We start from the raw sequence: 20,538 nt of genomic DNA on the forward strand, positions 1-20,538 counted from the left end.
GTCAACAGAACGTGCTCGATGGCACGTGAAATCCGTCGGTCTCTTGCGCCCCATATCTTGTTTCACGCTCTGCTAGGGTAGCAGCGTTTCCATCGAGTCAACAGAGCCGGACGAATCTATATAAATGAACTGCGATGTCGGTGACAGCAGCGCGGTGCTGCGTGAACTACCCCACTTTATTGCGCTCCTCAGTTGCTTCGGCCCCTGTGTTGCTCCTCGAGGAAGGGGAGTTCGCGCCTATTCTTTAGTTTACTAGGCAAATGCGATCTGTCGGTCACGGTCTCTGCAACGGCAGATCGCCTACTGGTGATTCCAGGTTCCTCCGCGCGGTCCGGTGCGTTCAACGATGAGCGCCCACCGTCAGGCGTTGTTGTCTCTACCTTGATCGAGAGGCTCCGATAATCCCATAAAATTGCCCAACACGATACGCAGCGAAGGCAGAGAACACGATCGGCGTCCCAATGAAGAAGATCAGGAGCACCTCTTCACGCGTGAACAGCCCGGTGATCGCATTTCTGTTGACGCCAGGCAACCCCGCGAGAACAATGGGGACGAACAGGAGCGTACTGAACATCAACGCGGCCGTCAATCGCGTGTACGGCCAGGTCCTGTCGCCACTATCTGTCGACGACATCAGGCCTTCACCTCCGAACGGATTTCGCGGTCTGTCGACGGCTGGGTAAACGTCTTCCAATCCTGTTTCGCCCACTCTTGGGCGCGTCGGACGCGATCGGTCGCAGATTGGAACTGGCCGTGATCACCGTGGTCTTCGACGTAGCGAAGACGGCGAAGCAAGCCGTCCATATTCGCGTTTTGGATGCCCAGACCAGGACGCCGGTTCACTTCGAGCACCATCGGCCCATTGGCCTCATCAAAGACAATGTCAACACCAGCGAATCCAAGCCCGCTGGAGATCGCGGCGCGAGAGGCCATCGCGAGCACCGCTTCCCACTCCGGAATGGTGAACTCGAGGTCGGCCCCCGTATCGGGATGAGACTGGATGAACGCATCGCGAGTCTGCTGGTAACCGCCGGACGCCTCGCCAGTGAGAATATCGATAGCGACGGCGACAGCACCGGTATGGATGTTTGCGGTCCCGTTTGATTCGTCGGTGGGAAGCCGGACCATCGACATCACAGGGAACCCCTGGAGGGTGATGACTCGAAGGTCAGGTACTCCACCCGTCGTTCGGTCTGCAAGCAGGCCATCGGGTGTGATGAACCCCTCGACAAGCGCCTCTCTCCGAGCACCGTAGTCACCGACGCCACCAACGCAGATATTTCGAGTGTGAGCCACGATCTCGTCGGCCGTCAGCCGGCCACGATTCGTGAGGAACTCGTTGGTCGCTTCGTCTCGACCACGGACGACGAGTATGTCGCGGCCACCATAGCCGTCGATCGGCTTGATAGCGAACGTCGGTTGCGTCTCGAGAAGCGTCCGTAACTCATCAAAGTCGGATTCGTCTTCGGCGATAAGATACGTAGCCGTTGTGGGGATCGAGAGCCCGTGAAGGGTCTTTTTCATCTCGCCTTTATTGAACTGCGCCATAATCGGCGCGGGGTTGTATTTGTTGATGAACTCTCGATTCCTGACTCGCATCGTGAGGACATCACTGGCGTTGTCTTTTCCGAGGGAGCGTCGTAACTCTCTGAATCGGAGATATTCGCCAAGCCGGACATCCGTGAGGGTCCCGAGAGCAATGTTGACGGCGACGAGTGCGACCCAAAGCTCCGGCGAGTGAATAACGAGTGTGACGAGGGGTTCGAAGGTGATGATCGCGAACGCCGCAGCGATCCCAATAAGGGTAGCAGCGAGGCGCCGCGTCGCGGGCACCCACCCGGTTTCGGTGAGGCTCCCGACGAAGCGCTCGGCGTACCATGTCGTCAACACGACCGGGAAGAGGATAACCGCTTGAAGCGACGGGATGTCTTGGAGTTGCCCAGCGGCTTCGATAACGAACAAACCAATGGCTGCGACGACAAGGAGCGACGCCACACGGTGGGGTGTTCCGAGGTTCAGATCAATGATCGCAACGCGGGCGAGGGCCGTGAGAACGAAGATGTACGCGATAACGAGAAAGCCCCAGAATGGCCCAACAACGACCCACGAAAAGGCCAGAATAACCGGACCGAATACCCCAAAGGTGCTCATGCCAATTTCGTTCCGGAAGACGGCGATAACTGTCCCAGCGATCATCAACCGGAAGGCGAAGTCGAGATCCTCGGCCACCGGAACGAACAGCGCAGAATTGCTCCGCAGAAACACGGCAACGACTGTTAAGCCGAACAGAAGCACCAAACTCGGGAGGTGCTGTTTTACGTTCAGATCCATGAGTCTCCTCGAACTGAACTCCAAAGTATGAGCTGATTAATTACCCCACCTCCAGATGAGAAAACGCTTGAACAACTATTTGTTGATAGCACTTGATACACATTATCTACTGTCATAATGCGATTTGAGTATTTAAATTAGCCTCTTCCATACAGCGGGTATGGGAAACATAATCTCTCTCAAGTAATTCCCTGGGTCGTGTCGAAGTCGTCAGCAAACGAATTGAGATATTCGATCCCCTCCCGCTTGATGTGTGCAGCAATAGCCGCGTCACCGAAAGACAGACTCCCATAGTCCAGAAGAGATTTCCACGGTTATGAACTCCTTCTGGGCCGCGTGGATCAAGATGTGCAGTCGAATAGATCGGAGAGTTCATCAAGCCCGTAGAGGTGTGAGTCGGACCGATCAGCGACGACTGCACGCAAATCCTCGGTGAATCCGGACCGCGAAAAGAGCGCGTAACTCACCTCCCGGTCGTCCCCCTGCCACCGAACCTCCGACTCCAGTGCGGTGAGATCGTCGAACACTTCCCGACCGACGAGAGAAGATGTCCACTTGCACTCGCCGAGCACCAACTGGTTCGCGTCTCGATTGATTCCGACGACATCGATCTCCTCGCCGCCGTACCACCACCGACCGACTCGCGAGCAGGCCACGGGGAAGCCCGACGTTTGCGCCGCCTGCTGACAAACGGTTTCGAACGTCCGACTCGTGTGTATCGGGAGCGTCTCCGCGATCGCTTCCCGAACCGGTGCCGTGTGTCCCTGTTCGAGCGTTCCCCGATTGGGGGCCACGTACCGAAACCAGAACCGAAGGAAATCGTCCGTCAGCCGATACACTCCTCGGCTATCGGGGTCCGTCACTGGGTGTTCTCGCTCGAGGATCGCCAACTGCGTGAGATTCTGAAGATACCGCGAGAGGCTGCTGGCGTCCTTACCGATCTCGTTGGCGATCTCCGTGACGCGGGTCGCGCCACCGGCGATGGCTTCGAGGATCGCCATGTACGTCGCGGGCTCGCGGAGTTCCTGTCGAAGGAGAAACTCGGGTTCCTCGAAGAGGAACTCGCCCTTCGAGAGGACGGCTCGCTCGACGTTCTCGAACAGCGTTCGCTCCGGATCGAACTGTTCGAGATACGCGGGAACTCCCCCCAAAACGCTGTAGAGCTGGATCTGCGTCTCCAGATCATCGTCCGGAAAAAACGCGCGAACGTCCGCAAACGACAGCGGAGCCAGTTCCCACTGTCCAGTCCGACGACCATACAGCGGACTCTCATAGCTCAACACTCCATCCTCCATCATCGAAATCGACGATCCTAACAACACGAGAGAGATGTCTGTCCCTGCGAGTACGTCGTCGACGATCGTCTGAAACACCGAGGGGATCGTGTCGTCTTCGTCGACGAGATACGAGAACTCGTCTAACGCGACTACACACCGCCCGTCAACCCGCGCTGTGAGATATCGAAACGCCTCCGCGAAATCGTCGACATCCGGAGTGACGTCGTCGAACGCGTCCGCACACTGCGCCGCAAACCGTCGAGCATTATGATTCGAACCGCGCTCATCACAGAGGAAATAGACAGAGTCGGAATTCAGCTCTTCGAGTGCCGTTGTCACCAGCGTCGTCTTCCCGACGCGCCGTCGTCCATAGAGAACGAGGAGCTGTCGCTCCGCTCGAGAGAGATGTGATGTGAGCCACTCGAGCTCCGTTGACCTGTTTATCATTATGCATACGATCATATTATCGCAGTCATAATAATCGTTGGGGCCAACGCTCACTTTGTACGGGCCTAACAGACGCTCGCTGATGAGTGAGTGAGTAACACGGCACCGACATCGACGATTCCCATCGACTAAGCGCAAGGTTTTCGCTGTAGTGAGGGAACACTGCTCGCACACATGGACGTGACCGAGGGCGGGGTCCGAGACGTCTGCACGGACGCGGTCTTCGAGCGCGGCGAGACATACCTCGCTGAGAACCGTATCCGCGAGATCCACCGCGTCGACACCGCCGTAACCGCCGTTGTGAGCGGGAGCCGCCAGTACGACGTTCGCGTCGACCTCGCGGCCGACGGGTTCGACCCGTGGTGTGACTGCCCGTACGACGGGCCAGGAGCGTGCAAGCACGTCGTCGCCGTGCTGCTTCGGTGTGTCGACGAGGTCCCGCCGGACGAGGGCGACCGGCTCGACGCCGCGCTCGACGCCGCGAACCCCGACGCCCTGCGAGGGTTCCTGCGCGACGCGCTGGCGATCGACGCCGCGCTCCGCGAGCGGTTTTTCGCTCGCTTCGGTGAGTCCTCGACGCGGTCGGTCGACGAGCTGCGCTCCGCCGTCGACCGGCGGTTCGAGGAGACGAACCCCGAGTACTACGTCGTCTTCGAGCCCATCGACTTCACGGAGTGGTTCGATCTCGCGACCGAGTATCGCGAGCGGGGCCGAGACGCGTCGGCGGCCGCGGTCTACCGGGCGCTCGTCGAGTCGCTCGACGACAACATGGACCGCGTCGACGGCGCGTACGACCACTTCTCACAGGCGTTCGCGCGAGCGCTCGACGGCTACGTCGACTGCGCGGCGGCCGCGGACCGCGAGACCGAGAGAGCCACGGATGCCGTCGCCTTCCTCGAGGAACGGGCGGAGTCGGGGACCCCGTATCTCGCCGACCAGTTCGAGCGGGCGGCGACCGAACTGCAAGAGGAACTGGCGGAGGAATCCGACGGCTGAGTGGGTTCACCACGGCCACCGAGATCGGCACCAGTCCGAATACGGCATACCCCCATCCTACCACCACATTTTAATACCGTTGGGGTTCGATCACAACAAAGAGGGAACGATGCCTGCTACGGTCGCGTACCGGGAGCAAGCCGAGAAACCGGACGGCAGTCGATACGAGATGATCGCGTGGCAGGTTCCCGAGAGCGAAGAGTTCCCGCAGGGACTCAAGTACAGTTTCCAGTATATAAACCCAGACGGCGACACGCTCCTGCGGTACGACAACTCGCCGTACCACCGTGATATTGGTCGACATCATCGCCACGCACCCGATGGCGAGATCACGCAACTGGAGTTCACAGGGCTCGCCGAACTGATCGACGACTTCCAAAACGAGGTGACCGAAATCTATGAGCAACGAACCGACTGACACAGAACCTACACACGACGATTTCACGCCCGATCCGGATGAGGTCGAGTACCCATCGACCCTCCGCATCACGTCGCTCCCAGCGGAGCAGGCGCAAGCGGCAGCCATCAAGCGCGCCGAGCAGTGGGAGGACGGTGAGTCGGTCCCGCACGTCGTCAACTTCGAAGACCGTGCACGGCTCCGTCAGCTGCTCACCGATCGGCGGATGGAACTGCTCGAAACGGTGATGGAGCAGCCGCCCGAGAGCATCCGCGGGCTGGCGAGCCGCCTCGACCGTGACGTCCACGATGTCCACGACGACCTGCATCTGCTGGCCGAGTATAACATCATCCACTTCGAAGCGGACGGCCGGGCGAAGAAACCGTCCGTCCCGTACGACACGGTTCGGATCGAAGTCGAGTTCGGTCTCCCAGGCGGTGACGAATCGGAGTCGACCGCGTCGGCGTGACGGGTAGACATGACTAGACGCCGAAGCCACGGGAAGCCTCAGGCCGTGACCCCGAGGCGGTTCACTCCACCGTCACGCTCTTCGCCAGATTCCGCGGCTTGTCGATCGCCCGCCCCTTGTCGTTCGCGACGTGGTAGGCGAACAGCTGCAGGTACACGTTCGCCACCAGCGGTTCGACGACGCCCACGTTGGGGACCTCGAACGACACGTCCAGCGTGTCGTACGTATCGCCCGCGGACACGCACCCCAACGCCGGCGCGCCGCGCGTCTGCGCCTCGGTGACGTTGTTCATCGTCTCGGCGGCCCGCGCGCCGTCGGTCAACACGGCCAGCACGGGCGTGTCGGGCGTCACCAGCGCCAGCGGACCGTGTTTCAACTCGCCCGCCGCGAACCCCTCGGCGTGGTCGTAGGAGATCTCCTTGAGCTTCAACGCACCCTCAAGCGCCACGGGGACCCCCAGCGCGCGCCCGACGAAGAAGAACGCCTCGCCGTCGCCGTACTCGCGGGCGGCCTCGCGCACCTGCTCCTCCTCGTCGAGCACCTGCTGGACCGCGCCCGGGAGCCCCTGCAGATCCTTCAGCACGGAGCGCGCGTCGGCGGCCGCCAGCGCCCCGCGATCGCGGCCCACGGCCACCGCGAGCATCGCGAGCGTCGCCACCTGCGAGGCGAACGTCTTCGTCGCCGCCACGCCGATCTCCGGGCCAGCGCGGATGAACGCGGTCCCGTCGACCTCCCGCGTCACCGTACTCCCGAGGGTGTTCGTCACGGCGAACGTCCGCGCGCCCGCAGCGTTCGCGCGCCGGACCGCGCCGAGGGTGTCGGCGGTCTCCCCGCTCTGGGTCACGGCGACGACCAGCGTCCGGTCGGGCGTGCGACCCGCCCCGAACTCGTACTCGCTGGCGATCTCGACGGTCGCGCGGACGCCGGCGAGCTCCTCGAACAGCTGTGCGGCGTACCGGCCCGCGTAGTAGGAGGTGCCGCAGGCGACGATTCGGATCTCCTCCAGATCGGCGAGGAAGCCCGGCGGGAACGAGACGTCCAGATCCACGTCTCCCGCGGAGACGTCCAGCCGCCCGGCGAGCGTCTGCCGGAGCGACTCGGGCTGTTCGTGGATCTCCTTGCGCATGTAGTGCTCGTAGCCGCCCTTCTCTGCGGCGTCGGCCTCCCACGTCACCCGCTCGATCTCGCGCTCCACCGGCTCTCCGCGGGCGAAGACCTCGACGCCGTCGGGCGACAGCGCCGCCACGTCGCCGTCCTCGAGGTACGTCACGTCGCGGGTGTGCTCTAAGAAGGCCGTCACGTCGCTGGCGACGAACGCCGCGTTCTCGCCGCGGCCCAACACGAGGGGGCTCCCCCGACGCGCGACGACGATCCGGTCGTCGCCCTCGCGGACCGCACAGATCGCGTAGCTCCCCTCCAGCCGGTCCTCGACGCGCCGAACTGCGGCCAGGAGGTCGGCGTCGCCCTCCTTGCCGTCTTCCTCGCCCCCGGCGCCAGCGGCCAGCTCTTCTTCGATCAGGTGCGGGATGACCTCGGTGTCCGTGTCGCTCGTGAACTCGTGGTCCGCCAGCTCCTTTTTAAGCGCCTCGTAGTTCTCGACGATCCCGTTGTGGACGACCGCCACGTCGCCGACGCAGTCGGTGTGTGGGTGTGCGTTCGCGTCCGTCGGCGGGCCGTGCGTCGACCAGCGTGTGTGACCGACGCCGTGGGTCGCGTCCGGCACGTCCGGGACGGTGAGCCCGTCGACCTCGCCCGACCGCTTCGCGACGGTGAGCCCGCTCGACGCGCCCACGAGCGCGACGCCCGCGGAGTCGTACCCGCGGTACTCCAGGTTGCGGAGCCCCTCGTGGATGATCGCGCCCACGCTTCCGGTGGTCCCGCCGTCAGTCTGTCCCCCGCTGTCCAGCTCGCCGACGAAGCCGATGATTCCACACATGATTATCCCCTCCGGACGACCGCACCCGATTCAACGCGCCCGTCGATCACGACCCCCGCGTCGGCCTGCACGTCGTCGCCGACCACGGCGCCGTCGGTGAGCGTCGCGCCGCCGCCGATCGAGGTGTTGTCGCCGACGACGCCGCCGAGCGTCACGTCGCGGTGAACGGCGTCGCCGACCACGACCGTCGCGTTCCCGCCGACGACCGTCGCGTTCGGGCCGATCCGCGCGTTCCCCGCGACGACGGCGTCGCGGACGACCGCGCCCGGTCCGATGACGGCGTCGGGAAGCACCACGGTGTTCTCGACGACCGCGTTGGCGGCCACCGTGACGTTGCTGCCGATCGCCGTCGCCCCGCTCAGCGTGGCGTTCGGGCCGACGCGCACGTTCCCGGCGAGGACGACGTCCTCGGCGACGGTGACGGTGTCGCCGACGCGCTGTCCCGCCGCGGGGGCGTCGCGGGCGTGGTCGCTGTCGTGGATCAGCGCCGCGTTGACCGTGAGCACGTCCCAGAGGTTCGACACGTCGAGCCACCGGCCGTCGTAGCCGAGGGCGGTCACCTCGTCGCTCCCGGCCAGGTCGTTCAGGGTCGCCGTGATCGCCAGCTTCCCGGCCGTGTTCGTCGCTCGGATCGCGTCGAAGATCGCGGGCGCGAAGCCGTAGACGCCGGCGTTGATGCGGTTGGTGTCCACCGGCCCCTCGGGCTTCTCGTCGATCTCCGTGACGCGGTCGCCGTCGAGGTGGACGACGCCGTAGTCGCGGGGCGACTCCACGGCGGTGACGGTCACCAGCGGCGTGTCGCCGGCGTGGAGGCGGTCGCAGACGGCCGACACCGCCTCGGGGTCGACGATCCGGTCACCGTTGAGCACCGCGAACGGGCCGTCGACGACCGGTTCGGTCTGTAACACGGCGTGACCGGTGCCGAGCTGCGTCGACTGCTCGACGTACTCGATCGTCACGTCCCAGTCGTCGCCGTCGCCGAAGTGGTTCCGGATCCGCTCTTGTCTGTACCCGACGACGAGGACGATCCGGTCGATGCCGGCCGCCGCGACGGCCTCGACGACGTGTTCGAGCAGCGGGCGGTTCGCCACGGGGACCATCGGCTTCGGGCGCCGGTTCGTCAGCGGCTCCAACCGACGTCCCTCGCCCGCGGCGAGGATCACCGCGGTCACGGGAGTGTCGTTCATGCGACAACCGTCGCCCGCCCGCGGTTTAAATTGCTCGCGGTCGGTCAGCGCTCGGAGAGCCGGTCGCGCGTCAGCGCCTCCCCGGGACCGGTCGTGGCTCCCGCGCCCAGTTTGACCCCGGCGTTCAGCGACGTGTTGATCCCCGTCTTCGCCTCGTCGCCGACGATCGCCCCCAGCTTCCGGCGGCCGGTGTCGACGGACTCGCCTTTCACCTGCAGCCGGACGTTCGCGCCGTCGTGCCGGAGGTTCGCGACGTTGGTCCCGGCGCCGAAGTTCACGCCGTCTCCGAGCACCGAGTCCCCGACGTACGAGAGGTGGCCGACCGACGCGTCAGCCATGAGCACGCTGTTTTTGATCTCCACCGAGTGGCCGACGTGCGCGTCCGGGCCCACGACGGTCGCGCCGCGGACGTACGCGTTCGGGCCGACTTCCGCGCCCTCGCGGATCAGCGCCGGCCCCTCGATGTACGCCCCCGACTGGACTCTCGCCCCCTCCTCGACGACCACGGTGCCGTGCAGGTGGACGCCCTCCTCGACCGTGCCGGCGGGCTCGACCCCGTCGTCCAGCTGCGCGAGCGCCAGCTCGTTGGCCTCCAACAGCTCCCACGGGCGACCGACGTCGAGCCACGTGCCCTCGTAGGGCGCCACGTCGATCCGGTGGCCGTCGTCGAGCAGCAGCTCGATCGTCGTCGTGATCTCGTACTCGCCGCGCTCGCTCTCCGGGGTCCGATCGATGTACTCGAACACCTCGGGTTCGAACGCGTAACACCCGACGTTCGCGAGGTCCGTCGGCGGGTCGTCGGGCTTCTCGACGATCCCCGCGAGCGCGCCGTCGTCGGTCGTCGAGAGCACCCCGTACGCCCGCGGGTCCGGGACCGTCGTCGCCGCGACCGCCGTTCCCGACGCGTCGGCGAGCGCCGCCGGGAGCGACGCGTCCACGACCACGTCGCCGTTGAGCACGAGGAAGTCGTCGTCGACGACGGGTTCGACCTGCGCCACGGCGTGAGCCGTCCCCAGCGCCTCCGCCTGTTCCACGTAGTGGACCGGCCGGTCGCGGTAGGACTCGCCGACCGCCTCGCGGATCGCCTCGCCGCGGTAGCCGGTCACGACGACGAACTCGTCGACGACGTCCCGGGCGGTGTCGAACACGCGTTCGAGCAGCGACCGGTCCCCGACCGGGAGGAGCGGTTTCGGTCGTCGATCCGTCAGCGGTCGCATCCTGGTCCCGCGGCCGGCCGCGAGCACGACTCCGTACATGTCAGGCAACGACGGCGGGCCGGGGTTTAGCCGCTGTGGTCGGGACGCGAACGCCGATCCCGAACGCGTCGAACGGCTCCATGTCGAGCCGAATCGCTCCGCAGAGCCGGTCTCACCGGTTCGATCGGCGGATCCGGGGGAGTTTCGAAGCGGCCGCCGGCGCCGCTCTCGTCGCGAGCGCGGGCGACATCGCCGTCACACGCCCCAGACGACGGCGATGCCCGCCGTCGCGACGACGGCGAGGAGCAGCTGGAGCGGCCCCCCGACCCGCAGGAAGTCGGTGAACTCGTAGCCGCCGGGGCCGTACACCATGAGGTTCGTCTGGTAGCCCACCGGCGTCATGAACGACGTCGCGGACGCGAACATCACCGCCAGCAGGAACGCGAACTCGTTGGCGCCGAGCTGCGCGGCCGCGTTGACGCCGACCGGGATCATCAGCACCGCCGTCGCCACCGGCGTGATGACGCTCGCGAGGATCCCGGCGACGGCGTACAGGACGAACATGACGCCGACCGTCGGGAGGACGTCGGCGGTCGCGACGAGGAACTCCGAGACGAGGGCCGCCCCGCCCGTGGACTCCAACGCGATCCCGAGCGGGATGACCCCCGCCAGGAGGAAGATCACGTTCCAGGAGACGGCGTCGTAGGCGTCGGCGGTCGTCAGACAGCCAGTGACCACCATCGCGACGACGCCGGCCAGCGCCGCGATCACGATGGGGAGGACGTCGAGCGCGGCGAGAGCGACGACGCCGACGAGGACCCCGACGGCGATCGGCGTCTCCGGCGAGAGGGGCGCTATCTCGTCGATGTCCGCGTTGGCCAACCGGTCGAGCGCGCGCTGGTCGGCGACGACGAGGTCGCCGGTGTCCGTGAAGTACCGGACGGACGCCGGCGTCGTCCGGACCAACAGCAGGTCGCCCGCCTGCAGCGTGCGCTCGGCGAGGTCCGTCCGGAACACCTCGCCGCCGCGGCGCATGGCGAGCACGCTCGTCTCGTGGTAGTCGTGGAGCCCGGTCTCGGCGACCGTCTCGCCCACGAACGGCGACTGGTCCGGGACGATCGCCTTCGCGAGCATCCCGTCGGTGGCCGTCGACTCGAACGTCTCTTCGGTCACCGTTTCGTAGGCCCGCGTCCCGAGCGTCGCCGCCTCGCGGAACTGCGTGACCGCCCGCAGGGGTCCGTGGACGACCACGCCGTCGCCCGCCTCGATGACCCGGTCGGAGTGCGGGCCGGCGTACGCCTCGCCGTCGCGCCGGATCTGCAGGATGCGGACCGCCGGGTACGCCTCGTCGAACGCTTCGACGGACAGGCCGATCGCGGCCGATCCCGGGCGGACGTACAGGTGCGTGAGGTAGTCGTCGAGGTCGAACTCCGAGACGGGGTCGCTGTCCACGGGGACGCGGGCCGGCGTGAGCCGCCAGCCGACGGTCAACAGGTACGCGGTCCCGACGGCGAGCAGGACGGCGCCGAGCCCCGTGAACTCGAACATCCCGATCCCGTCGCGGCCGTCGATGAGGAGGCGCGCGAAGTCGCTGGCGAGGATGTTCGTCGACGTGCCGATGAGGGTGAGCGTGCCGCCGAGGATGGCGGCGTACGACAGCGGGAGGAGGAGCTTCGAGGGGCTCAGCTCGGAGCTCTCGGCGAGCCCGGTGACCATCGGGATGAACACGGCGACGACGGGCGTGTTGTTCACGAACCCCGCGATGGGGCCGGTCGTGCAGACGGTGGCGACGAGCGCCCGGAACTCGCGGCCGGCGGTGAACTCGGCGAGGTACATGCCGAGCCGCTCGACGATCCCCGTCTGCTGGACGCCCGCGCTGAGCATGTACATCGCCATGATGGTGACCGTCGCGGGGTTCGCGAACCCGGAGATCGCCGCCCGCGCCCCGACGCCGGTCCACGGTTCGAGGACCACGAGCGCGGCGACGACGCTGATCGCGGTGACGTCGTTGGGGACGACCTCGGTGACGAACGCGACCAGCACGACGAGGATGAGCAGGAAGACCACGGCGGCGCCCGACACCTCGACGATCGGCATACCCCGACGACTCGCGTCGGCGACTTTACTGTTCGCATGGGACCGCCACGCGCGTCGGTACCCGAAACCAAAGCCATAATCCCCCTTCTCCGATGACACACGCGCATGCAGGACAAGCGCGTCTTGGTCACGGGCGGGGCGGGGTTCATCGGCTCGACCCTCGCGAACCGCCTCGCGGCCGACAACGACGTGATCGCGGTCGACGACACGTATCTCGGCGATCCGGACAACCTCGATTCGGACGTGGAGTTCGTCGAGGCTTCGGTGCTCGACGACGACTACCCCGCCGACGTGGACGTCGTCTTTCACCTCGCCGCGCTCTCCTCGCGGAACATGCACGAGAGCGACCCCCAGCGCGGCTGCCGCGTCAACGTCGAGGGGTTCGTCAACGCCGTCGAGCGCGCCCGCAAGGAGGGGTGTGAGACGGTCGTCTACGCCTCGACCTCCTCGATCTACGGGAGCCGCACCGAGCCCTCGCCCGTCGACATGGACGTGGAGGCGCACACGGCGTACGAGGCCTCGAAGCTCGCCCGCGAGCGCTACGCCGAGTACTACGCCAACCACCACGAGATGGACGTGGCCGGGCTCCGCTTCTTCTCCGTCTACCAGGGCTTCGGCGGCAACGAGGAGCACAAAGGCGAGTACGCGAACACGGTCGCGCAGTTCGCGGACGCCATCGCCAACGGCGAGGCGCCCGAACTGTTCGGCGACGGCAGCCAGACGCGGGACTTCACGCACGTCTCCGACGTCGCCCGCGCCTGCGAGCTCGCCGCCGACCACGAGCTGACGGGCGTCTACAACGTCGGCACCGAGGAGGCGTACTCCTTCAACGAGATGGTCGCGATGATCAACGACGCGCTCGGCACCGATATCGATCCGGAGTACGTCGAGTGCCCCTTCGACGGCTACGTCCACGACACGATGGCCGACTACTCGGCGTTCCACGAGGCGACCGGCTGGGAGCCCGAGATCGGCTTCCGTGAGGGCGTCGAACGCGTCTGTGCGCCCTATCGCGACGACGACGCTGGCGACTGACCCGCGCCGCGTCCGACTGACCCGCGCCGCGTCCGACTGACCCGCGCCGCGTCCGGGTCCGCTCAGTGCCCCTCGACCGCGCTGCCGGCGGCGATGAGGAAGCCGATGATCGCGGTGATCAGCGCGACGGTCCCGATCGCGATCGCGCCGATCTGGAACGTGTCGCCGGACAGCCGGTTCGCGATGAGGAACAGGAAGACGGTCGTCACGAACCCGATCAGCACGAGCGAGCGCCCGAGCCGACCGACGTCGATGCCGGGTTCGTCAGACACGGTTGAGCAGCTCCTTGAGGACGCCGTCGTATTCGTCGTCGGTCGCGGAGTTGCCCAGCGAGTGGATCGACTGGCAGATCCACAGTCCGGCGGTGAAGTTGATGAACGCCGCCATCGAGATGATACCGAGCTGCCCCTCGACGAACAAGCCCGAGACGACCGCCCCGACGAACCCCAGCGCCATGAGGCTGTGCGTGACCAACGAGCGGGTGCCGAAGTCAGCGAGCTGTAACGAGAGACGGGTGCCAACGGCCATAGGTACCGTAACGGCTAGTGATGTAAAGAGTTAGCGCGGACCGAGGCGGCGATCGGGCTCCGGAGCGCCGAGACGGCTGGTACTTCGAGGGCTTCCGCGTGGAGGCTTCGCGATTGGAAGTGGGCTCGGAGCGGAGCGCAGCGACGCGCCGGCACCCCGACGGTTTACCGTGTCGCCGCCGTAGCCACGTGCGTATGACCGACGACGACGACCGGACGCACGACATCGTGGTGTGGGGCGCGACGGGCGTCGCCGGCGGCTTCGTGGCCGAGTACCTGACCGAGCGGTACGCGCCGGAGGACCTCTCGCTCGCGGTCGGCGGGCGGAGCCCGGAACGACTCGAGGAGGTCGTCGACGACCTCACCGATCGGAGCGACGCGTGGGACGACGTGCCCGTCGTCGTGGGCGACGCGACCGACCCCGAGAGCCTGCGCGCGATCGCCCGCGACACGCGGGTCGTCTGTACGACCGTCGGCCCCTACACGACGTACGGCACGCCGCTGGTCGAGGCCTGCGTCGAGGCCGGCACGGACTACTGCGACCTCACCGGCGAGGTCACCTGGGTGCGCGAGATCATCGACCGCTACCACGAGGCGGCGGTCGACGCCGGCGCTCGGATCGTCCACAGCTGCGGGTTCGACTCCGTGCCCGCGGACCTCGGGACGCTGCTCGCGCAGTCGTTCGCGGCGGAGACGTTCGACGCGCCCTGTCAGACGGTGCGGATCTACCTCGAAGGCGGGAGCGGGAGCGTCAGCGGGGGCACCGTGGCGAGCTTCGGCGAGGTGTTCGAGGCGGCCGACGCCGACCCGCTGGCCCGGCAGACGCTCCGGAACCCGTACTCGCTGGCGCCGCCCGGCGAGCGGAGCGGCGTCGACCCCGGCGAGCAGCGCCGCCCGCGGCGGGACTCCCTGCGCTCGGGGTGGACGGCGCCCTCGCCGATGGCGGCGGTGAACGAACGGGTGGTGCGACGCAGCAACGCGCTCCTCGGGTACCCGTGGGGCCGCGAGTTCCGGTGTTCCGAAGTCGTCTCGACCGGGACCGGACTCGCCGGCGCGGCCACCGCGGCCCTCGTCGCCGGCGGGCTCGGGGCGTTCACGGCCGCCATGTCCGTCGGGCCGGTGCGCTCGGCGCTGCGCCGGTACGCGTTCCCGGACCCCGGCGAGGGACCGACGCGGGAGGAGACCGAAGACGGGCACTTTCTGATCCGCGTGCTCGGCCGGGGGACGGCCCCCTCCGGGCCGTTCACCGTCGAGGTCGAGTTCGGCGCCGACCGCGACCCCGGCTACGGCGCGACGGCGCGGATGCTCGGGGAATCGGCGGTGTGTCTGGCGACCGGCGACGTCGACTCCCCGCTCGACGGCGGCGTGTTGACGCCGGCGTCGGGGATCGGTCTGCCGCTCGCGGACCGGCTCCGCGAGGTCGGGTTCACGGTGTCGGTCGGCGAGGCCGGACCACGCCTCGGCGACTGAGCCGATCAGGCCGGCTGCGAGTCCAGCTTCTTGTAGTCGATGTAGTCGGCCCCGCGGAGTTCTTCGAGCAGGTTGATCGCCGCCCGGGCTCCCTCGCCGACCGAGGTCGCGATCTGCTGGTGACCGCCAGTGACGTCGCCCGCCGCGTACACCCGATCGACCGGGGTCGACTGGTCGGGATCGGTGACGATGTCGTCGCCGTCGACGGGCACGCCGAGCATTTCCGCGAGATCGGTGCCGCCGGCGGTGCCCAACGCGACGAACAGTCCGTCGACCGGAATCTCGTCGCCGTCTCGCGTGACGACGGCTTCGAGGGTCTCCTCGCCGTCGAGTCGGTCGAGGTCGTCGGTGACCACCGGAATCTCCGCTTCGGCGACTCGTTCTGTGAGCTCTCCGTCGGCCTCGAACGGCGACCCGTTGGTGAGGATCCGGACGTCGTCGGTGTAATCGAGAAGCATCAGCGCCTCCGTCGCGGCGTAGTTGTCGGTGCCGACGACCGCGACGGGACTGTCGCGGTAGAAGTACGCGTCACACTCGACGCAGTAGGAGACGCCGTGGCCCTCGTACGCTTCGACGTCCGCGATGGCCGGCCGCTCGTAGTCCGCGCCCGTCGCGATTATCACGCCGTCGACGGCGTACTCGTCGGCCGTCGTCTCGACGCGGTACCGCTCGTCGTCGGGTTCGATCCGCACGACCTCCTCCTCGACGATTTCGGCGCCGTACTTCCGCGCGTGTTCTCGCCCCAGGTCGACGAGCTCCGGACCCGTAACGCCCTCCGGGAACCCGTAGACGTTCTCCATCGTGTCCACGTCCCGAGTCGTCCCGCCGCCGTCGTCGAACACGAGCGTTCGCCTGTCCGCGCGGGCCGTGTAGATCGCCGCGTTCAGTCCGGTCGGACCACCGCCGATGATCGCGACACTAGCCATTGTATTGTAGTATATACACTATACTAACTTATGCGTTGCGACCCTCACACCGACGTCTCGACGCTTCCGCGCTGTTCGCGACAGACACTGATCGACCACAGAGAACGGTCGAAGTCGATCGAAACGCCGATATGAGGCTCCTTAGAGGCCTCACTCCGAGAACACGGTACGGTCCGTGTCGAGAACCCGCGGTGGCGTGATGCGTACACGACCGAGATAGTATTGTATATAAATAGAAATACAATAACCGGCACCGACCACGACGCGGGCGCGATGAGCGATCGAGGCCAGACTCAACGAAGGGCGATCGAGGCCAGGCTCACCGGAAGGCGACCGAGGCACTGCGGGAAGGAGCGCCGGCCGCGGCGCTCGTCGCTCACCCCGAGACGATCCGTCCGGCCGCCTCGCGGAGTGACAGCCCCTCCCCGACGACGTCACGCCGGTAGTGCATGTACACCGCGCCCAGCGGCGGCTGGATGACGTACGCCAGCGCGATCGGTAGCACCGCGCCGGACGGCACCGCGTCCGCGGCGACGACGATCGCCAGCGCGATCGACAGGTTCCGCATGCTGGTCGCGTACACGAGTGCGACGCCGCGGCTCGGATCGAGCAGCGTCCGTCCCGCGACCGCAGCGACGCCGAGGACGCCGGCGTAGAACACGATCAGCGGGACGATCGTTCCGGCCGACGCGACCGGGTCCGCGAGGATCTGACTCGACCGCATCGTCATCGCGACGAACACGATCAGCATGACGCCGAGCGACGACAGCCCGCCGAACGTGGGTTTCAGTCGGTTGAACCCCTCTCGCGTGTAGCGACGCAGCAACAGCCGTCGCGTGAGATTTCCGGCGATCATCGGCACGACGACGACCTGCGCGAGCTGGCGGTACAGCGCCGCGGGATCGAACCCGATGTCTGCGGGCACGAGCAGCGATAGGTACGCCGGTAAGATCACCACCGCCGCAAGCAGGTTCGCCGCCATGGCGACCAGTGCCGACTCGAGGTCGCCGTCGGCCAGGCCGGTCCACGCAGCGGTCATTCCCGATGTCGGGATGAGCGCGATGAAGTACAGCCCGATGGCGTACTCGACGTCGCCGCCGAAAAACCCTCGCGACAGGCCGACCGCGAACAGCGGGGCCACCACGAAGTTGATCAGCAGGCTCAGCCCCACGGGACCGGCGTGATCGCGGATGTTGACGACCTCCCGGAGATCGATGTTGATCATCATCGGGTAGATCATCAGAAACAGGACCGGGACGACCATGGCCCGCAAGACCACCTTCGTCTCCGGTCCCGTGACCTGGCCGAAGGCTAACCCCGCGACGAGCGACGCGACGACGACGTAGATGAGGTTCTCCTTGATGCCGGTGAGGAGTGCGCGTATCATCTGATGGACGTGAGCTCTTCGCGATGCGGGCGATTGCTGTGGTGATACACTCTCTTCCCTCGGGCTGGCGTACGGTCTGTCATCTCTCGAGCACCGATCAGCCGTCCGGAGAGGGCCCCGGATCGGCTCCCGGTCTCTACTCGCGACCACGTGCGACGCAAACAAAAATGTATTGAATTCACAATACTGCATGGTCTGTACTGAAATGAAAAACGAATACCGTCCGCTCAAAATAGCTGAAAAGGTGTTACGCGAATATGGAATTGTGTTTATATACCAATACTAAGGCGAGTGTAAACCGCCAGCAATCGATTCGAGAGTCGGCTCGACCGCACGGCATCGGCGATCGAACGACATTCGAAGAGGAGAGTCCGAGCGACGACGGACCGCGTGTCGCCTGCGTAGGTTACATGTAGCCGAGGTCGCGCAGGCGCTCCATCAGGTCCTCCTTGTCCTGGGCGCGACCGGCGCGCTCGGTCGTGTCCTCGAGGTCCTGGAGCCACGCGGGCTCCTCGGTCGTCTTCTCCGTGCTGACCTCGCTGCCGAGCGAGCGGAAGCCGGCGAAGTACTTCGGCGAGATCGGCACGTCCTCTTGGGTGACGCCCTCGGGCAGGTCGTCGTCGGCCTGCGGGACGTACCCCTCGTCCGGGAACGCCTCGACGGTGTCGGGGACGACGTAGTTCCAGAAGGCGTCCCACACGTCGGCCTCGGCGAACTGCAGGATGGGCTGGATGCGGTCGTGCGGCGGGAACAGGTCGGGGTCGTGGCGCGGCGAGAAGAACGTCTCGTCGGCGCGGGCCTCCTGCTCGTCCCAGCGGACCCCCGAGATGACGCCGTCGATGTCGTGCGCTTCGAGGGCGTTGTTGAGCGCGACCGTCTTCAGGAGGTGGTTCCCGACGTAGGTGTCGAGCAGGAACGGGAACGTCTCCTCCTCGAACTCGAGGATGTCGCGGATGTGGTGCTGGTTCTGCTCGTTCAGCTCGGCGACGGGGATGTCGTCGCCGGGTTCGAGGCCGTGCTCCTCGACGTACGCGCCCACGTCCTCGTTGCGGGCGTACACGAGGTCGATGTCCCACTCGTCGGCCCAGCGCTCGACGAAGTCGGTGATGTCGTCGAAGTGCTGGAAGTGGTCGATGAAGACGGCGGTCGGCTTCTCGTAGCCGAACTCCTCGGCCACCTGGTTGATGAAGTACAGCGTCAGCGTGGAGTCCTTCCCGCCGGTCCACATCACGGCCGGGTTGTCGTACTCCTCGAGCCCGCGCTTCGTGACCTCGATAGCTTTCTCGATTTTGTGTTGCAGCGACGGGTAGTCCGCCGGATCCTCGCCCTCGCCGTCGGCGTAGTCGACGTCGACGCTCGCCGGGAAGTCGTCGGTCATACGGCGGATATGTCTCCCCCGACCGGAATAGGCCTTCTGCATCGGCACGGCTTGTCGGGACCCCCGGATACCGGCGGCACTCGCCAGAACACAAGGAATTTGTCGGCTCGAAGTCACGCTGGACCATGGGACTGTTCGATCGGCTGCGCGGCGACGACGACGAGCGCGTAGTCTTCCTCGGTATCGACGGCGTACCGTACGACCTCGTGCAGGAGCACCCCGAGGTCTTCGAGAACCTGACCGAGATCGCCGAGGCGGGCTCGGCGGGCCGGCTGGAGAGCATCGTACCCCCCGAGTCGAGCGCGTGCTGGCCGAGCCTCACGACGGGCGTGAACCCCGGTGAGACCGGCGTGTACGGCTTCCAAGACCGCGAGATCGACTCCTACGAGACGTACGTTCCGATGGGGAAACACGTGTCGGCGACGCGGCTCTGGGACCGCGTCACCGACGACGGCCGCGACGCGACCGTGCTCAACGTCCCCGTCACGTTCCCGCCGTCGAGCCGGATCCAGCGGCAGGTCTCCGGCTTCCTCTCGCCCTCGCTGGACGCGGCCGCGAGCGACGACGCGGTCCGGCAGGTGCTCGAGGACCGCGACTACCAGATCGACGTGAACGCGAAGCTCGGCCACGACGACGACAAGACCGACTTCATCGAGAACGCGCACGCGACGCTCGACGCCCGCTACGACGTGTTCACCCACTACCTCGATCAGGACGACTGGGACCTCTTCTTCGGCGTCTTCATGAGCACCGACCGGGTCAACCACTTCCTGTTCGGCGACTACGCGAACGACGGCGAGTACAAGGAGGAGTTCCTCGAGTTCTACCGGACGCTCGACGAGTACATCGGAGCGATCCGCGACGGGCTCGACGACGACACGACGCTGATCGTCGCCTCCGACCACGGGTTCACCGAGCTCACGTGGGAGGTGAACTGCAACCAGTTCCTCGCCGACGAGGGGTGGCTCTCGTACGACGGCGACGACCACGACTCGCTCACCGACATCGACGACGAGACGCGGGCGTACTCGCTCATCCCCGGCCGGTTTTACCTCAATCTTGAGGGCCGCGAGCCGGAGGGGGTCGTCCCCGAGTCGGAGTACGAGGCGGTCCGGGAGGAGCTCATCGAGGACCTCGAGTCGCTCACCGGCCCCGACGGCCGGCAGGTGTGCAAGCGGATCGTGAAAGGCGAAACCGTCTTCGACGGCGACCACGACGAGATCGCGCCCGACCTCGTCGTCATCCCCGCGGACGGCTTCGACCTGAAGTCCGGCTTCGGCGGCAAGGAGGCCGTCTTCACCGAGGGGCCGCGCAACGGGATGCACAAGTTCGAGAACTCGCTGCTGTACTCGACCGACCCCGACCTCGAGGTGGCGGGCTCGAACCTCTTCGACGTGACGCCGACGGTCCTCGACCTGATGGACGTCGAGCACGACGGCGACTTCGACGGCGAGAGCCTCCTCGTCGAGTAGCGCGCTCCTC

General features: G+C 66.3%; 18 protein-coding genes. 6 read left to right on the forward strand and 12 right to left on the reverse strand.

Annotated features, from left to right (window positions below; translation table 11 throughout):
- Positions 1-376: 376 nt before the first annotated feature.
- The 3 genes from C468_RS18415 to C468_RS16580 all read right to left on the reverse strand — a co-directional run bounded on the left by C468_RS18415 (position 377) and on the right by C468_RS16580 (position 4,055).
- Positions 377-634: a hypothetical protein gene (locus C468_RS18415; RefSeq protein WP_008850064.1), complete on the reverse strand. Its 258-nt coding sequence runs from the start codon at positions 632-634 to the stop codon at positions 377-379.
- Positions 634-2,331, reverse strand: a complete 1,698-nt coding sequence (locus C468_RS16575; protein WP_008850065.1) for a sugar-transfer associated ATP-grasp domain-containing protein — start codon at positions 2,329-2,331, stop codon at positions 634-636. Before C468_RS16575 ends, C468_RS18415 begins: the two co-directional genes overlap by 1 nt.
- 341 nt (positions 2,332-2,672) lie before the next feature.
- The gene (locus C468_RS16580; protein ID WP_049912321.1) at positions 2,673-4,055 is read right to left on the reverse strand and encodes an ATP-binding protein; all 1,383 of its coding nucleotides are present in this window, start codon (positions 4,053-4,055) and stop codon (positions 2,673-2,675) included.
- 174 nt (positions 4,056-4,229) lie between these two features.
- Between C468_RS16580 and C468_RS16585 the strand changes: the two genes are divergently transcribed.
- The 3 genes from C468_RS16585 to C468_RS16595 all read left to right on the forward strand — a co-directional run bounded on the left by C468_RS16585 (position 4,230) and on the right by C468_RS16595 (position 5,917).
- Positions 4,230-5,051, forward strand: a complete 822-nt coding sequence (locus C468_RS16585) for an SWIM zinc finger family protein (RefSeq protein WP_008850067.1) — start codon at positions 4,230-4,232, stop codon at positions 5,049-5,051.
- Positions 5,052-5,160: 109 nt separating this feature from the next.
- Positions 5,161-5,469 carry a toxin-antitoxin system TumE family protein gene (locus C468_RS16590; RefSeq protein ID WP_008850068.1) on the forward strand — a complete coding sequence of 103 codons (309 nt, stop codon included), beginning with the start codon at positions 5,161-5,163 and terminating at the stop codon, positions 5,467-5,469.
- Positions 5,450-5,917 carry an HVO_A0114 family putative DNA-binding protein gene (locus tag C468_RS16595; RefSeq protein ID WP_008850069.1) on the forward strand — a complete coding sequence of 156 codons (468 nt, stop codon included), beginning with the start codon at positions 5,450-5,452 and terminating at the stop codon, positions 5,915-5,917. The genes C468_RS16590 and C468_RS16595 overlap by 20 nt, the downstream gene beginning before the upstream one ends.
- 61 nt (positions 5,918-5,978) lie before the next feature.
- Here the strand turns inward: C468_RS16595 and glmS are convergent, their stop codons facing one another.
- The 4 genes from glmS to C468_RS16615 form a co-directional block, all read right to left on the reverse strand.
- Positions 5,979-7,853 carry a glutamine--fructose-6-phosphate transaminase (isomerizing) gene (glmS, locus tag C468_RS16600; protein ID WP_008850070.1) on the reverse strand — a complete coding sequence of 625 codons (1,875 nt, stop codon included), beginning with the start codon at positions 7,851-7,853 and terminating at the stop codon, positions 5,979-5,981.
- A gap of 2 nt (positions 7,854-7,855) precedes the next feature.
- Positions 7,856-9,040, reverse strand: a complete 1,185-nt coding sequence (locus C468_RS16605) for a sugar phosphate nucleotidyltransferase (RefSeq protein WP_008850071.1) — start codon at positions 9,038-9,040, stop codon at positions 7,856-7,858.
- 44 nt (positions 9,041-9,084) lie between these two features.
- A complete protein-coding gene (gene glmU, locus C468_RS16610; protein ID WP_008850072.1) occupies positions 9,085-10,296 on the reverse strand; it encodes a bifunctional sugar-1-phosphate nucleotidylyltransferase/acetyltransferase in 1,212 nt (403 codons plus the stop codon).
- A gap of 195 nt (positions 10,297-10,491) precedes the next feature.
- Positions 10,492-12,333, reverse strand: coding sequence for an SLC13 family permease (locus C468_RS16615; RefSeq protein WP_008850073.1), 1,842 nt, complete (start codon positions 12,331-12,333; stop codon positions 10,492-10,494).
- 105 nt (positions 12,334-12,438) lie between these two features.
- On the opposite strand from C468_RS16615, the gene C468_RS16620 reads away from it, so the two are divergent.
- Positions 12,439-13,368: an NAD-dependent epimerase/dehydratase family protein gene (locus C468_RS16620; protein WP_008850074.1), complete on the forward strand. Its 930-nt coding sequence runs from the start codon at positions 12,439-12,441 to the stop codon at positions 13,366-13,368.
- A 62-nt stretch (positions 13,369-13,430) separates the two neighbouring features.
- On the opposite strand, the gene C468_RS16625 is transcribed toward C468_RS16620, so the two are convergent.
- Positions 13,431-13,640, reverse strand: coding sequence for a hypothetical protein (locus C468_RS16625; RefSeq protein WP_049912322.1), 210 nt, complete (start codon positions 13,638-13,640; stop codon positions 13,431-13,433).
- Positions 13,633-13,896: a hypothetical protein gene (locus C468_RS16630; protein ID WP_049912324.1), complete on the reverse strand. Its 264-nt coding sequence runs from the start codon at positions 13,894-13,896 to the stop codon at positions 13,633-13,635. Before C468_RS16630 ends, C468_RS16625 begins: the two co-directional genes overlap by 8 nt.
- Before the next feature lie 194 nt (positions 13,897-14,090).
- Here C468_RS16630 and C468_RS16635 point away from each other — a divergent pair, with 194 nt between their 5' ends.
- Entirely contained in the window at positions 14,091-15,365 is a 1,275-nt protein-coding gene (locus tag C468_RS16635) for a saccharopine dehydrogenase family protein (RefSeq protein WP_008850075.1), read from the forward strand.
- A gap of 5 nt (positions 15,366-15,370) precedes the next feature.
- Here the strand turns inward: C468_RS16635 and C468_RS16640 are convergent, their stop codons facing one another.
- The 3 genes from C468_RS16640 to C468_RS16650 form a co-directional block, all read right to left on the reverse strand.
- Positions 15,371-16,291: an NAD(P)/FAD-dependent oxidoreductase gene (locus C468_RS16640; RefSeq protein ID WP_008850076.1), complete on the reverse strand. Its 921-nt coding sequence runs from the start codon at positions 16,289-16,291 to the stop codon at positions 15,371-15,373.
- A gap of 376 nt (positions 16,292-16,667) precedes the next feature.
- A complete protein-coding gene (locus C468_RS16645) occupies positions 16,668-17,678 on the reverse strand; it encodes an arsenic resistance protein (RefSeq protein ID WP_008850077.1) in 1,011 nt (336 codons plus the stop codon).
- A 406-nt stretch (positions 17,679-18,084) separates the two neighbouring features.
- Complete coding sequence (locus C468_RS16650; protein ID WP_008850078.1) at positions 18,085-19,056, reverse strand: phosphoadenosine phosphosulfate reductase family protein; 972 nt, start codon at positions 19,054-19,056, stop codon at positions 18,085-18,087.
- A 125-nt stretch (positions 19,057-19,181) separates the two neighbouring features.
- On the opposite strand from C468_RS16650, the gene C468_RS16655 reads away from it, so the two are divergent.
- Complete coding sequence (locus tag C468_RS16655) at positions 19,182-20,528, forward strand: alkaline phosphatase family protein (protein WP_008850079.1); 1,347 nt, start codon at positions 19,182-19,184, stop codon at positions 20,526-20,528.
- The last annotated feature ends 10 nt before the right edge of the window (positions 20,529-20,538 follow it).

This window comes from Halorubrum kocurii JCM 14978 (assembly GCF_000337355.1).
GTDB classification, from domain to species: Archaea; Halobacteriota; Halobacteria; order Halobacteriales; family Haloferacaceae; genus Halorubrum; species Halorubrum kocurii.